This is a genomic window from Chloracidobacterium sp., from assembly GCA_015075585.1.
Classification (GTDB): domain Bacteria; phylum Acidobacteriota; class Blastocatellia; order Pyrinomonadales; family Pyrinomonadaceae; genus OLB17.
The window spans coordinates 760,328-775,253 of the sequence record JABTUB010000001.1 but is presented as its reverse complement, the minus strand read 5'-3'; the positions used below and the strand labels follow the sequence as shown (position 1 = coordinate 775,253).

Genomic DNA, 14,926 nt, shown 5'->3' with positions numbered 1-14,926 from the left:
CTTTTTTCGATCCTATGTATCCCAGACATTCTGCGAACAAACTATTTCTATGAGAATACTAATAACCGGCGGTGCCGGATTTATCGGAAGCCATTTGGCAGACAGGCTCCTCGACGAAGGGCACGAAGTAACCGTCATCGATGACCTTTCTACGGGACGGTATGCCAACATCTCTCACCTCGAGGGTCATCCGCGCTTTGAACTTATCATCGACACGGTGCTGAATGACAAGTTGATGGAGCGTCTCATTCGTGATACTGACCGCGTCTTTCACATGGCAAGCGCGGTCGGCGTACGGCTGATAATGGAGCAGCCCGTAAAGACGATAAACACGATCTTTCACGGAACGGACGTTATTCTGAAATTCTGTTCACGTTACCGCAAACGTGTCCTGGTGCCAAGCACGTCAGAGGTTTACGGAAAAGGCGTCTCGGTACCTTTTAACGAGAACGATGACCTGTTGACCGGCGCGACGGACAAACATCGCTGGGCTTACGCTTGTGCTAAAACATTGGACGAATTTCTCGCCCTTGCCCACTGGAAAGAAACACAGCTGCCGGTCGTCGTCGTTCGCCTTTTCAACACTGTCGGACCGCGACAAACGGGACAATACGGAATGGTCGTTCCAAGATTCGTGCGGGCCGCTCTCCACAACGAACCAATCGAAGTACACGGCGACGGAACGCAGTCGCGATGTTTCGGCCATGTGGCTGATGTCGTTGACGGTCTGGTGAAATTACTGGAAACCCCAGAATGCTTCGGCCAGGTGATCAACCTCGGCAATAATGAAGAAGTTTCGATCCTCGATCTTGCAAAGCGCGCCATTGAATATGCCGGCAGCACAAGCGCCATCGAGTTCATCCCATATGAGCAGGTTTACGGCGAGGGTTTTGAGGATATGGCGCGCCGCGTCCCCGATCTTCAGAAGGCAAAACGATTGATCGGTTACCAGCCAACCCGAACCCTGAATGACATCATCAATGATGTTGCTGCCGGATTTGGAGGAAGTGCCGCGAAGCAAAGACAAAATGCGTAAAGTCCTGATCTCGATCTTTCTGCTCCTGCCGCTTGTAGCCGTCGGCTACGGACAGGATACAGGCGGTGTAAAAGGCAAGGTGCGTACCTCGTCCGGAGGCGGCATTGCCGGTGCAAGTGTTACCGCGCGCCAAGACGGCAAGGATATTCGCTCGGCAACCTCAGATAAGAAAGGCGATTTTGTACTGGATGGGCTTCGGCCGGGCCTTTATAATCTCGTCTTCGAGGCGGCCGGCTATTCTAACGGAGTGCTCTACAATGTCGAGGTCAAAAAGAAAAAAGTGGCCGACCTTGGCGATCGTTTAATGCTGACCGTCGATCGCGGTACGCAGGTGCTCGTCCATACAAGCGTCTTTTATTCGGACGGCACGAGCATTACTGCTGCAAAGGTTGAATTGTTCAATGTCAATTCGGACGGAACGACTCGGAGGTTGGCGACCGGAACGACCAATATCAGCGGCGAATATACGTTCCACTTGAAGGAAGGAACCGCGAAACTACGCATAACCGCATCGGCTAACGGCGTTTCTGCTTCGAAAGATATCGACGTAAGCGAGGCGGCCATTTATCGCCTCGCCATTTCCCTGAATACAACACGCCGCTGAAAACCGTTAATTGACGGTATCGCTGACCTCATCGGGCGGCAGTCCGTTATTAAAGCTTGCCTGATCGGTAACGATCAACGGCATTTCGTCAAGCAGAACGGTATTGGCGACGGTCTGAACCCAGTATGTGCCTGCGGCCGGGAATACAACATTCACAAAGAATGAGACATTGTCGGTAAAGCCTCCCGGTGCAAGGTCGATCGTCGTCGGCTGTGAGCTTACGACCAAATTTGACTTGTCCGGCGAGAGTATTCTCACCTCTGTTTGATGCGAACCTTCGCCACGCCAATGGTTTATCACTGCAAATTTTATTAGCGAAACCGGAAGCTTCTCGACCATTATGTTCTGAAAGATCCCCATAAGCGAGATCTTATTACCCATTTCGATACGAACATCATCGCACAGCAGCGTGTATTCGAGTTTTAGTTCAGGAATGTTTGCCATTTTATTTTCCTTTTAGAATGCACCGTGGTTCTTGAACCACGATCGGAGTTTAGCCCAAGCATCCTCCGATGCTTCTTTGTTATAACTTGCGCGATAGTCCGCATGAAAGCCGTGTTCAGCGTTCGGATAGATCACGATCTCGGAGCCTGAGCCGTATTTCGCCAGTTCGTTCTCGAAACGCCCGACACCGTCAAGCGATATTCCTTTATCATGGCCTCCGAAAAAGCCGATGACCGGCACCTTCAATTCCTTAACATGATCCATAGGTGTGGTCGGCTGCGCTTTATTCACAGGCGAATTCGGAGTCGGCACGACGCGGCCGTACCAAGCGGCTCCGGCTTTGACCTTTGGGTTATGAGCAGCATACATCCATACTGTTCTTCCGCCCCAGCAGAAACCTGTTATCGAGAGTTTTTTTTCCTTTCCGCCGTTCTTGCCTGCCCATTTTACTGCCGAGTCGATGTCGGCCAGCGACTGTGTGTCAGGCATCTGCGAGAAGATCTTCATATTGATCTCACGCGGGTCCCGAAGATCCTTGACCTCGCCTTGACGAGCGTATAATGCCGGTGCGACTGCCATGCAACCGAGTTTCGCAAAGCGGCGGCAGACATCCTGTATCCACTCGTTGACGCCGAAGATCTCATGAATAACGATCACGATCGGGAATTTGCCGCCCTTCTTATCAGGCATTGCACGATACGCGGGCATCAGTCCGTCGGCGACCGGAATTTTCACTTCGCCGGCAACAAGGCCCTTGCCATCGGTCGTGATCTTGGTCTGTGCGGCTATCGGTTCGACGGCGGCGCCGTAAATGCCCGCCGCAAGTATCGTTGTAACCAAAAATTCCCTTCTGTTTAAGGCCGGAGCATCCGGTATCGAGTTGATTATATCTTCCTTCATCTCAATTTTTCTCCTGAAATATCGATTCTCCCTTTTCAAGTATCAAACTACAAGAGTATAATTATTCTAACTACAAGGGGCATGTTTACATATTTTCTAATCGGACTTTCGCTAGTGCTTGTTGTTCTTGCCGGCATGCAGATGGTTCATCTGTTCTGCTTGGATCGTGCGATCCGCGAGAAGAAGCAGCAAGTACGCGATATGGAACGTGCCAATAAGAAACTCCGCGAACGTCTGACTGTTGCTGAAGAGAAGGTGAGCGAGCAGGCCGAACTCATCGCCAAGATCATGCCCGACTACTCATCGAATGAGGATACGTGGGCAGAGATAATTGACGAGATTTGACCTCGCCGGCAAATTAGGATATCAAACCTCAAGATGTGCGATCGTGGCTCCCCAACTGCCTGAGAACTCCGGCGCATTCTTGAACTCGCTTACAAAGTGCGTTTCAGCAAGCACATTACGCACGATCTCACGCTGCACACCAATGCCCTTTCCATGAATGATCCGGACTATTTTGAACCCTTTCTTGTGAGCCTCGATCAGATAGGCTTCGACAACCGCCCGAACCTCACTAGGATGGAATGAATGGAGATCGAGCGAATCGGTTATCTCGATCTCAAAAGGCTCCTCACCACTATCGGTTCTATTCTCAGCCACTATTTTTTCTTCGGCGGCGTAGTTTGATACTGTGCGATATCTTCCGGCGGCACAACCTTCATTCGATTCTTATCACGCGATACATTAAAGATCTTTGTATCGAGCGAGCCGTTCGGGCTTCGCAGCTGCATCGAGAACGTCTTGTTATCGCCTTTGCCTTCAACTTTCAGCGGCAGCATACCCCAAACCTCTGTATTATTCGGCGTACGCCACACCGTGTAATAGCTCTGGTCGTATTTATCGAACGCCAATACCAAAATGCCGTCAAAGTCCGGTTCGACACCATCGATGGCCTTGACCGCATTCGTCCGCGTGAGAATAACCCAACTTCCCGGCGTGCCCGATCTACCGCTGCCGTTGGTGTCGGCATCCAACCGCTGCCATGTTACGAATTTGCGATTATTCTGCTGGAAGAAAACGATATCGCTCGGAACCTGCAGTTCGACCTGACGGCCGAACAGCCATCCCGCCGGTGCGGGCGAGACTGACGGATCGAGCCTGACAAGGTACCAAATATCGTACTTGTCCTGTATATTATCCGGCTCGCCGGCCTCTTTTGCGGCCTCAATGTCAGCATTCTTGGTACGCTTGCCGGTTTTCCGCTGTCCTTTCGGAGCATCATCGACATCGGGCACTTCCTCTTTCGGCACGAACTTCCAATCCATGATGTCGAATGTCGAACCGTTCGCAAGCTTGAACAGTACGTTCTCTGGATTCATGTCGGACGCAGCACGCAGGTTCGAAGCTGAACGGATCATACCTGCGGCCTGCGGGGCTTCACCCTGAAAGTCCTCCGCCAATTTCTTACTGCGTTCAAGCGTCTCACTCGTAATGACGTTCTGTGCCTCGATCCATCCTTCGGTTTGCGCATCGTCATGCGCGCGAACACGGTACCAGTAAAGGCCTTTAATGTCCGGAGATTCGACCTGATCGAGCACGTCCAGCTTATCGCCGCGTTTGACCTCCAAAAGATCTGCTGCGACCACAGCAAAGGATGTTCGTATCTGTGCCGTTTTTGCGATCACGGTCGCCGTATCGCTTGCACCAAAAACGCCGGCGACACCGCTTACGGATTGATCTATAACGGTACATCCGCCTGCAAAAAGCGAAAAGACAAGCAGTAAAAGAATTGGTAAAGCCCTTAAATTCATTTCAGGTCCTTCGTTGAACTTCGCCAAGCATTATAACCCAATTTGTCGAGCAACGCCTTTTGCCGCGACGAGAGCTTCTGCATGGCAGAGAGCTTATGGGCCGTCCCCGCGACTGCATCGGCGATACCGCACTTCCCGAGCAGTTGGATGACATTAACGGCCGGAACGTCTCGCTTTGCTGTAACCAAGGCATCAACAAGCGGTGTCAGTTCACCATATTTTCCGAATTCGGCAAGCAGCGCCTGCGTTGCATCACGTCCGGGCCTATTCATCGGATACTCACGATAAAGCTCCCGCAGTATGTCCCCGAATGAGGACTTGCCGTTTGATCGCTCAAGCCTTGCAATATCGAACAAAAAGGCGATCGTCAGCCCGCGTGCGTAAGTAAGAATGTTCGCCGCGACAGGTCCGCCGTACATCATGGTCAAATCCTGCTGCGGATACGCTGCCTCGATCGTCATAGCACGGCTGAGTGTATCCAGCATATCCTCGAACCTGATCGTCCCGGTGCGGACCGCGGTCAGAAGCGAAACATACTGAGCGGCTCCTTCATAGAACCAATCATACCTGCCGCTGAGAGCAACGCCGTTCGGAAACCAAAGATGAAACATCTCATGCCGAAGCTGCTCATTAAGCCTCTGAAGCGACTGCGAAGCGAACGGCATATCCGATGATGTGATAACTATCGTCGTGCCTCGTGTTTCCGCTTCCCATTGTCCGGGCGGCGTGCCCTGCGGCATTCGAAACATAACTACGGCCGGCTTCTCGGCTCTCAGCGGCCCGATCGACGCTGCGTAAATATTGCCGATCTTTGCAGCAACCGCGACCGCCTCCGCATCGCTGAACGGCCATTGATCGGCAATAATGAGTTCGACGTCATTCTGCCGCGCTCTTAGCGATGAACGCCTCCAATCCTTGCCGATAGGGATCACAGCTTTGGAGGCGTCTTGAAACGTAATAGCTTCGTTTTCCGAATATTCTCCGGTAACGTTCCATTCGACCGGCAATTCTACTCGTACAGCAGCTCCGTCACGGCCGTTCTCAGGCAGCAGGTCGCCAAGCATCAGTATGCCGTTCGTCGCCGCGATCCACGACCGATGTGCCCGTAAGGCACCGATATCAGCACCCAAAACGGATACGGAATAAATGCACCTAACGACACCCTTAAGTGCGACGAATTGCCGCGGCCGAGCCTCCGTAACATCGCTCTTGCGGCCTTCGCGATCGAAACAATGCAACTCATCGGCAGCCCATGAGACTGTTTCCGGCAGTTTCACGATAAATACCGATTCGGAAAATACAGCATCGATCTCGGCTGAGTGTTTGGAAGGATCGGGTGAGATCGTTGCTGTAAGATGTTGAGCGTGGGCACCTAACGCACCAAGCAAGGAAACCAGAAACAGCAATAACGTACGCGCCAAACCCAACCTTTTCCGCTTTCCGGCGTTTACTGATACCATCGTCCCTAATAGCTTTGTCTGTAAAGATTTGTAAATCAAGCAAATTTTCCCGCCATGCACCCGAATTTTCTTTGACATGCCGACACTGACAAGCATAAAATGCGGCTTTAGCACAAAGGGTACCAAAGGCATTTTCGGCCAACCGGGGTTAGACTGCAAATAGGATATGAGTTTGATAAAGATCATAATTTTTACGCTTGTGCTGGTTTTCAGCCTTCTGTTTCTCGGGCGACTGTTTTAAGTGCGGTATGCACCGACAGCCCATTTACTGAGATCAAGAGGCTTGGAACGGCGTACTGTGCGTAAGCCTCGCAGCTGAATTTGGCGGCCATCGCAGGCCGCCTTTTTTATGTCAGAGCTAAGAAAGATAACGCGTGCGCTGATAAGCGTTTCGGATAAGACAGGCCTGCTGCCGCTTGCTCAGGATTTGACGTTACGCGGTGTCGAGATCGTTTCAACCGGCGGCACTGCAGCGTTCCTTCGCAACAGCGGAATAACCGTAACCGATGTATCTGAAGTTACCGGTTTCCCTGAGATGATGGACGGCCGCGTAAAAACGCTCCATCCGCGGGTTCACGGAGCACTGCTTGCACTTCGCGATAACGCCGATCATGCCGCGTCGCTCAACGAACACGAGATCTCGCAGATCGACCTGCTTGTTGTCAACCTGTACCCGTTCGAGGCCGCGATCGCAAAGGCCGGAGCCACGTTGGAAGATGCCGTCGAGAATATCGACATCGGCGGGCCTGCGATGATCCGTTCGGCGGCGAAGAATTGGAGCAGCGTTGCCGTTGTTACCGATCCGGCGAGGTACGAAGGGATCATCAATGAATTAGCAGCGAATGACGGTTCGCTCTCGCTTGAGACACGAGCAGCGTTAGCGGCGGCGGCGTTCGCGCGCACCGCAGAATACGACACGGCGATCGCAGATTTCTTGAACGCACGGCAAGACAATGAACAGTTCCCGGAAACAGCAAGGCTCACGCTTGCAAAGGCCTCCGACCTGAGATACGGCGAAAATCCTCATCAAAAGGCGGCTCTCTACCGCACCGGCACGGGCGGCATCGCTTCTGCCGAACAGCTTCACGGCAAGGAAATGTCTTTCAACAATTACGTTGACGCTGATGCGGCATTCTCGCTGGTGAACGACTTTGACGAAACTGCCGTAGCGATCATCAAACACACAAATCCTTCCGGTGTCGGGATCGCGGAAACACCTGCCGCGGCATACAAAAAGGCTCTGTCAACGGATCCCGTATCGGCGTTCGGAGGCATAATCGCGTTCAATCGAAAAGTTGATGCTGAAGCGGCAAAAGCCGCGATCGAGATCTTTTCTGAAGTGATCATCGGGCCTGAATTCGACAATGAGGCTCTTGAAATATTTCGAACCAAGAAGAATTTACGGATACTCAAAGCCGCGTATGGAGATGTTTCAGCATCCGAGAGCCTCGAATACAAGCAGATATCAGGCGGCTTTCTTGTCCAAGACAAGGACGTTCGCGCCATCGCTGCCGACGAACTGCATATCGTGACCGAACGTACGCCCTCGGACGAAGAGTTTCGCTCGATGATGCTTGCGTGGAGGGTTTGCAAACACGTTAGGTCGAACGCCATCGTCCTGGCAAGTGCCGATCGAACACTCGGCGTCGGTGCCGGTCAGATGAACCGTGTGGATTCTGTCAGGATCGCGGCAATGCGTGCTGAGAGGTTCGATCTGCCGCTAAGCGGCTGTGCTCTCGCATCGGATGCATTCTTCCCGTTCCGCGATAATGTTGATGAAGCGGCTCGCATCGGCGTAACCGCGATCATACAGCCCGGCGGCTCCGTCAGGGATGAAGAATGCATTGCCGCAGCCAACGAAACCGGCATCGCGATGGCGTTCACAGGCGTCCGTCATTTCAAGCATTAGCCGATCGGAAATATTTCTCTTGACAATATATTGTGGTAGTGTTAAAACTATTCACAATTTAGGACGACTGAAAGAACGCTCGGAAGGTTTTGTGAAAACGCATCCTTCGGCGTTTTTGTGCGCTCGGCAGATCAATTCCCTCCGTCCGCAAAGCCTGCCACGCTGATATCAGTGCCGTCGCTTGAAATGCTGATCATTCCGTTATCGCCCGTTGTCAACACCGAAGCACCTGCATTCTGCCAACGCATTACTACATCATCATGCGGATGTCCGAAAGGAGAGTATCGGCCCACGGAGATGATCGCATGTCTCGGACGAACCGCATCGACAAAGGGCTGCGTTGACGATGTGCGGCTGCCGTGATGAGGAGCCTTTACTACATCCGAAGCCGAAAGCATCCCTGTCGCGGCAAGTTCCGCCTCGGTTCGCCGTTCGATATCGCCGGTCAGCAGGAACGTATTGCTTCCGTAACGCAGCCGCAAAACAACTGAGTGGTTGTTATCCCAAACTGCGTTCGGGTCCGCGGCCGGAGCAGGATTTAAAACCTCGGCGGTAACACCGCCGATCTCGAATGTGTCGCCGCGCGCGATCATCTCGACAGGAATATTCCGTTTCCTAAGCTCAGCATCAAAGGCTGCAAATTCCGCGTCGCTCACCGGTGAGCGGGCGATATAGGCTGTGCCGATACCGAAATTGCGCACAACCTCGGTCAGCCCTTCAATATGGTCCGCATCCGCATGGGTCGCCAATATCCTGTCAATATACGAGTAGCCTTTGCTCCATAGTACGGGCGAGACGACGGCCTCGCCGATACCTTGAGTGTCGCGTTCGAACGCTTCAACACCTTCACCGCTCCGATAGTCAAATCTTCCGCCGCCGTCGATCAGCATGGTCCTTCCGTCGGGAAAAGTAATGAATATCGAATCGCCTTGCCCGACATCAATAAAGTCGATGTGCAGTTTCCCGTCCGGTCTTGACACGCTGAACGGATGCAGAATGATAATGCAGGCGAGGATCGGCGTCGCTGCGAGCGAAATCCGCGTTAAAAGGTACCTTCGTCGATCAGCTTTGCCGAGAGCGAAAGGGCTCCATTGAAAGGCCAATGCGGCAATGATGATGAGCGGTATGAAGTAGAGGAAATATACGGCAAACGCTGTATCATGATAAGCCGGTATCCTCGGTGCCCATCCGCCGCTCGTAAATACCCGAGGCAGTGCGAGCATAAGCCCGTTCGCGGCGTCCGCGATGAGAAAGAACGGCCTGGCGAGCACACCTGCTATCAGCGTCAAAAACGATCCGATCACTGCCGCAAAACTCTCGACAGCCAAGATAGCTCCGACCCAGATATTCAGGATCACCGAGGCAAAGGGAACGCGGTGGAAGTAGATCACTGACAGCGGCAGCATACTTACCTGCACGATGAATGAGACGATAATGCCTTCGGCCGCGTAGCGAAGCAGCATCTGAGCCGAGCCTCTCACTCGGCCGCCAAAATACGGCCGTTTCTCGATCGTTCCCGTCCAGATATTGTCTTTCGAGGCGATATTCCACGCCAACGGATCCCAAACTGCGGTTTCACAGGCACGAAGAAGCCATTGCGGGACATTCGGCGGAAATGGCGAGGCTGCATCCGGCGTCCATGCGCCGATCGAATAGAGCTTTTTCAGCAGCGGCTGAGCGATGGCCACGATCGCGAAAACGCTTATCACGGTAAGCTGGAATGACGGCCCGAAAAGATCCGCCGGGCGCCATATAAGAAGGATAATGATGCATAGACCAAGCGAATTCAGCAGATCTGTTCGCCTGCCGACAACGTAAGCGAACATAAGAATTGTGAACATTATCGCTGCCCGCGTTACCGGAACTGCGGCTCCGACGCCAAGCGTGTATGCCCACAAGAAAGCGATCACGACGAGGAATTGGATCAACCTGTTTCGCGAAAGCCGTCGGATGAACCACAGCATCACGCCGCCGATGAATGTGATATGCAGGCCGGAAATGACAAGGATATGAAACGTGCCGCCGGCCCGAAACACATCGCCGGTGTCTTTATCCAGGAAATATTGGTCGCCGAGCAGGCTTGCTATCATCACGCCCGCAGTTTCCGGCCGAAGGTTCGCCTGAAAGCTTCGGATAAGCCGGCCGCGTACATCGTATGTCCAAGCTATCGGCAGAAATACGCTCTCATCCGCGATACGCTCGACAAGCAGAGGTGAGCGAACAGTCGCTGTCGCATCAATCCCCATACCGTCAAAAGCATCACGCGTGTTCCGTATGCCGGGATCGCGAAACTTATCCTCACGCTCAAGGCGACACAACACACGGATGCGTGATCCGTATCTGAGATCGCTGAGCGCGTCAATGCCGTCCTGCGAAGACGATGCAACGAACAGCCTCACGCGGCCGCTGACCTGCCTTTCCGCGCCCTTGAGTAAAAGTGTGTCAGCGGCCATTGTAATGAACGCACCTCCGATGGCCGGCTCCGGAGCAGCGGCAGCAACGCCTTCCAGCTCGACAGGCGTTCGAGATGCGATCGCGCCGCTGTCGTAAAGCACTCTCAAGCGATCCGGTGAAATACTAAGCTGATCCGCGCGATATGCTGCCGCTCCCGCGCTGAGAAATGCGAAGCAAATAAGTATGGCTGCGACAGAAGTGCGGCTTACGAACGCGGCCGTGATGCCGAATGATGCGGCAAGGATAAGCGATACTTGGAAGCTGACGGCGGAGTAACGGCCCAGGGCAATACCGAGAGCGAAACAGCAAGCGAGAGTAAAGAGCGGACGCGGCGAGAAATTTCGGGAGCTCATTTTGGCCATCAGCGTCCTACTCGGCCTTTAGCGACGATCGTAGTTCGAAAAAGCGCCGCTCGCTGATGCCGCGGATCAGCATAAGGCCTTCGACACGGCGGAAAGGGCCGTTCGCCTCGCGAAAATCGACGATCGCCGCTGCTGTACGACGGCCGACATAGGGCATGTGTTCAAGCTGTTCGACGGTTGAGGTATTTATGTTCGCGCGCGGATCGCTCGCATCCGGTCGGGGCCGCTCGTAAACTACGCGTGAAGTACAGGCAGTACCGATCGCTGCCGACAGAAATATGAGGACAAAAAGCCGCATCGATATTCCCTTGATCGATGAGAATCTTAACCGACACAACCGCCCTTTTGCAATCGAGGCTCAGGCATCAACGCCGCGTGCACCTTCATCAAGGTCTTGCAGGTACTCGTATGCTTTATCCAGGATCGGGCGCGCTCGGGTTCCTCCGTCCATTTCACCGACAAAGCCTTCTGCAACCATCGCGTCGATGAGGGCGGCCGCGCGGCCATAGCCGATCCGAAGCTGCCGCTGAAGAAGGCTCGTCGATGCTTTCTTGAACTGAGCGAATAACCGCAGGGCGTCGTCAAAATAGACATCGCGACGGCCGGGCGATTCGCCGTCGTCACTCACCTCTTCTTCGGTCTTTGTGATGGTTAGATCGTACTCGGGCCTGCCTTGGTTCTTTATGCTCTCAACAACCTTCTTGATCTCGTCCTCGTTGACGAACGCACCGTGGACACGCACAACCTGTGAATTACCGGGCGGCAGAAATAACATATCGCCTTGGCCGAGGAGACGCTCGGCTCCGTTTCCGTCAATGATGGTGCGGCTGTCCACCCTTGACGACACGCGGAAAGAGATGCGCGACGGAAAATTCGCCTTGATAAGGCCCGTAATGACATCGACGGAAGGCCGCTGTGTTGCCAATACAAGGTGAATGCCGACCGCACGCGCCATCTGGGCAAGCCTTGTGATCGACTCCTCGACCTCTTTACCCGCAACCATCATCAGATCCGCAAGCTCATCGATGATTATCACGATATACGGCAGGTTTCGGTGCTTATCGCCGTTCTCGTCATACTGGCCGAGGTCATTTCGCCGTTTCGCTTCGACATTATAGCTGTCGATGTTGCGCACACCGTATCCGGCGAGGTCCTTGTAACGCTTCTCCATTTCGCGGACGGCCCACTTCAAGGCGGTTGCGGCTCGTTTCGGATCGGTTATGATCGGTACCGACAGATGAGGAATGTCCGCGTAAAGCCCTAATTCAAGCCGCTTTGGATCGACCATGATGAACTTCACTTGGTCGGGCTTAGCCTTGTAAAGGATCGACATTACAAGCGTGTTCACGCCGACCGATTTTCCGGCACCGGTTGCGCCGGCGATCAGAAGATGCGGCATTTTTGCGAGATCGGCGACGTATTTCGTGCCGTCGATTGTCTTGCCAAGCCCAAGCGTCAGCAGGCTCGATGCCTCTTTGAACTTCGGCGAATCGATCACGTCGCGCAGATAGATCATCTCGCGCTGTTTGTTTGGAACTTCGATGCCGACGTATGCCTTTCCCGGTATGCGGTCGATGCGGATGGACGGCGCCGCAAGCGCCAGGCAAAGGTCGTCGGCCAAGCCCGTAACACGCGAGTATTTCACGCCGCTTGCAGGTTTGAACTCGAACGTTGTAACAACAGGCCCCGGCGAAATGTGCATTACCTTTCCCGGCACACTGAATTCTCCCGCCTTTTCCTCGAGCTGTATCGCAACACTGCGAAGCTCATCTTCCTTATGGCCGATCGAGGGCGGCGCTTCGGTCAATAATGCGATATCCGGAAGCTTGTAGCTCGTAAAATCCTGATCGCCTGCTCCTGCATCCGGCAGCACTTCCTCGTCTTCCTCGGCAGCACTCGCACCAATAGCCGCCGGTGCTGCGTCGTTTTCAGACGTACTTTCCGTTACGGGAACAGCCTCGTCGATCGTTGTTGCATACGGGTCGTCCGCCTTTTCGATCGTCGGCACCGAATCGAACTGCTCGTGCTCAAAGAGCGGCTCGCCGCGAACTGCGTTTGCGGAAGGAACCTCAGGAACCGCTATGGTCGGCGGAATAACCGCATCCTTCTCTGCGAGACGCTTCCGCCTTCGCTCCTCCGCACGGATATGGGCGGGGCTTGCCCCTTGAGCAGACCGCCGTCTCTCACGCCATTCGTCAAAGCGGATCTTGAAATTCGCCCAGGCCATATCAAAGTGGCTCAAGAATGCTGCGAGCGACGCATCCGTTACGAGTAAGAGCGAGCAAACAAAGATGGTTAAAAGCAGAATGCCGGCACCGATACGCGACAGATAATGTGCAAGCCCTTGAGCCGCGGCTTCACCGACAACCGCACCATAACCGCCGAGAAGCGAGAAGATGCCCGAAAGAGCGACGGCAAAAAAGATAAAACCGAGAACCCTCGATACACGCGGCACAAGCGTATCGGCACGATAAACACGGTACGCCGCCATCACTATCAGGACAGGCACAAAATACGCCGACCAGCCGAGCGAATTGTAAAGGAGCGCGAAGATCGTTGCGCCTGCAACGCCGATCCAATTCTTGATCGGAGCACCGCTCGAACTCGACGGAAGCCATGAACGGTCGTCAGGGCTGCCGCTCAAGAGGCACAGGAGTACAAGTATCGCAAGAGCAACAAGCAGCAGAGCGACGATATCGTTTACGATCGTGTGCGTCGCGGCTTTCGCACGCTTGCTTTTTAACAGCGTGCTGCCGTCCGCAAGGCAAAAATTCGTCTCATCGTCGTAGGTCTTCTTACATGTCGGACAGGTTTTCATCCTATGTGTGCGGTACTGCTATACGGCCGGAGCCTCACCTTTCTTGTAAACCAAAAATTCCTGAATGAAATCGTCCAGCTCACCGTCCAGAACCGAATCGACGTCCGACGTCTCGTGCTTTGTACGAGTGTCCTTGACCAGACGGTACGGATGCAGCACATAATTGCGTATCTGCGAGCCGAATGAAATGTCCATCTTGCCGGCTTCAAGCTCGGCGGCACCCTCGCGGCGTTTTTCCAGTTCGAGTTCGTACAGCTTCGAGCGCAGTACCTGCATCGCAACGGCTCGATTCTGGATCTGCGACCGCTGGTTCTGACAAGTTACCACAATTCCCGTAGGAAGATGCGTAATTCTCACTGCCGAATCGGTCGTGTTGACGTGCTGGCCGCCTGCACCGGTTGAGCGGTACGTATCCACTCTGAGGTCCTTATCCTCGATCTTGACCTCGATATTCTCGTCTATCTCAGGACTTACGAACATCGATGCGAACGACGTCTCGCGGCTGCCGCCCGAATTGAACGGCGAGATACGCACAAGCCGGTGGACGCCCGCTTCAGCAGCAAGAAGGCCGTAGGCATACTCGCCTTCTACGCGGAATGTCGCCGACTTAAGCCCTGCCTCGCTGCCCGCTTGTTCATCGAGTATCTCGGCCTTGAAACCGCGTTTCTCACACCAACGCAGATACATCCGCAGGAGCATTTGGCAAAAATCCTGAGCATCGGTCCCGCCCGCACCTGCCTGCAGCGAGCAAATGGCATTATTCGCATCGGTCTCGCCCGACAGGAGCGATTCGACCTCGGCGGCCGTAACCTCCTTTTCGAGACGCTCCAGCAATGCTTCAAGCTCGATAGCCGAATCACCGTCCTCGGCCGCGAATTCAAAAAGCACATCCGCATCAGATACGCCGGTATCAAAACGCTTCTGCCGCTCAAGTGCCTTTTCAATACGCGAACGTTCCTGCACAACCTTTTGGGCCGCTTCGTTGTCGTCCCAAAAACCGGATGCAGATATCTGCTGCTCGAGTTTTTCTAGTTCCGCTTGTTTTTTTGGCGCGTCAAAGAAACCTCCCAAGTTGGGTAACTTTTTCTTTGATCACTTCGAATTTTGTCTGCAGGTCCGTAAGTTCCA

13 protein-coding genes are annotated in these 14,926 nt (G+C 53.8%); 4 read left to right on the top strand and 9 right to left on the bottom strand.

Annotated features, from left to right (window positions below; all coding sequences use genetic code 11):
• Positions 1-49: 49 nt before the first annotated feature.
• Positions 50-1,036 carry a GDP-mannose 4,6-dehydratase gene (locus HS105_03485; protein ID MBE7515661.1) on the top strand — a complete coding sequence of 329 codons (987 nt, stop codon included), beginning with the start codon at positions 50-52 and terminating at the stop codon, positions 1,034-1,036.
• A complete protein-coding gene (locus HS105_03480; protein MBE7515660.1) occupies positions 1,029-1,640 on the top strand; it encodes a carboxypeptidase regulatory-like domain-containing protein in 612 nt (203 codons plus the stop codon). Before HS105_03485 ends, HS105_03480 begins: the two co-directional genes overlap by 8 nt.
• 6 nt (positions 1,641-1,646) lie before the next feature.
• On the opposite strand, the gene HS105_03475 is transcribed toward HS105_03480, so the two are convergent.
• Together HS105_03475 and HS105_03470 are read right to left on the bottom strand one after the other, a co-directional pair.
• Positions 1,647-2,084 (bottom strand): hypothetical protein, encoded by a 438-nt coding sequence (locus tag HS105_03475; GenBank protein ID MBE7515659.1) that lies wholly within the window; start codon positions 2,082-2,084, stop codon positions 1,647-1,649.
• Positions 2,085-2,096: 12 nt separating this feature from the next.
• A complete protein-coding gene (locus HS105_03470) occupies positions 2,097-2,984 on the bottom strand; it encodes a dienelactone hydrolase family protein (protein MBE7515658.1) in 888 nt (295 codons plus the stop codon).
• A 114-nt stretch (positions 2,985-3,098) separates the two neighbouring features.
• Between HS105_03470 and HS105_03465 the strand changes: the two genes are divergently transcribed.
• The gene (locus HS105_03465) at positions 3,099-3,329 is read left to right on the top strand and encodes a hypothetical protein (protein ID MBE7515657.1); all 231 of its coding nucleotides are present in this window, start codon (positions 3,099-3,101) and stop codon (positions 3,327-3,329) included.
• 21 nt (positions 3,330-3,350) lie between these two features.
• Here HS105_03465 and HS105_03460 read toward each other — a convergent pair whose 3' ends face one another.
• Genes HS105_03460 through HS105_03450 form a run of 3 tightly spaced genes read right to left on the bottom strand, consistent with a single transcriptional unit; the run spans position 3,351 to position 6,255 of the window.
• Positions 3,351-3,644: a Smr/MutS family protein gene (locus HS105_03460; GenBank protein ID MBE7515656.1), complete on the bottom strand. Its 294-nt coding sequence runs from the start codon at positions 3,642-3,644 to the stop codon at positions 3,351-3,353.
• Positions 3,644-4,795: a hypothetical protein gene (locus HS105_03455; protein ID MBE7515655.1), complete on the bottom strand. Its 1,152-nt coding sequence runs from the start codon at positions 4,793-4,795 to the stop codon at positions 3,644-3,646. The genes HS105_03460 and HS105_03455 overlap by 1 nt, the downstream gene beginning before the upstream one ends.
• A complete protein-coding gene (locus tag HS105_03450; protein MBE7515654.1) occupies positions 4,792-6,255 on the bottom strand; it encodes a hypothetical protein in 1,464 nt (487 codons plus the stop codon). The genes HS105_03455 and HS105_03450 overlap by 4 nt, the downstream gene beginning before the upstream one ends.
• Positions 6,256-6,604: 349 nt before the next feature.
• Here HS105_03450 and purH point away from each other — a divergent pair, with 349 nt between their 5' ends.
• A complete protein-coding gene (gene purH, locus HS105_03445; protein MBE7515653.1) occupies positions 6,605-8,164 on the top strand; it encodes a bifunctional phosphoribosylaminoimidazolecarboxamide formyltransferase/IMP cyclohydrolase in 1,560 nt (519 codons plus the stop codon).
• A gap of 131 nt (positions 8,165-8,295) precedes the next feature.
• On the opposite strand, the gene HS105_03440 is transcribed toward purH, so the two are convergent.
• From HS105_03440 to HS105_03425, 4 genes are read right to left on the bottom strand one after another with little or no spacing between them, the layout of a single operon-like run.
• The gene (locus HS105_03440) at positions 8,296-10,971 is read right to left on the bottom strand and encodes a ComEC/Rec2 family competence protein (protein ID MBE7515652.1); all 2,676 of its coding nucleotides are present in this window, start codon (positions 10,969-10,971) and stop codon (positions 8,296-8,298) included.
• A gap of 16 nt (positions 10,972-10,987) precedes the next feature.
• Positions 10,988-11,278, bottom strand: coding sequence for a helix-hairpin-helix domain-containing protein (locus tag HS105_03435; protein ID MBE7515651.1), 291 nt, complete (start codon positions 11,276-11,278; stop codon positions 10,988-10,990).
• Between the two features lie 60 nt (positions 11,279-11,338).
• Positions 11,339-13,798 carry a DNA translocase FtsK 4TM domain-containing protein gene (locus tag HS105_03430; protein MBE7515650.1) on the bottom strand — a complete coding sequence of 820 codons (2,460 nt, stop codon included), beginning with the start codon at positions 13,796-13,798 and terminating at the stop codon, positions 11,339-11,341.
• Between the two features lie 18 nt (positions 13,799-13,816).
• The gene (locus HS105_03425; GenBank protein ID MBE7515649.1) at positions 13,817-14,869 is read right to left on the bottom strand and encodes a peptide chain release factor 2; all 1,053 of its coding nucleotides are present in this window, start codon (positions 14,867-14,869) and stop codon (positions 13,817-13,819) included.
• Between the last annotated feature and the right edge of the window lie 57 nt (positions 14,870-14,926).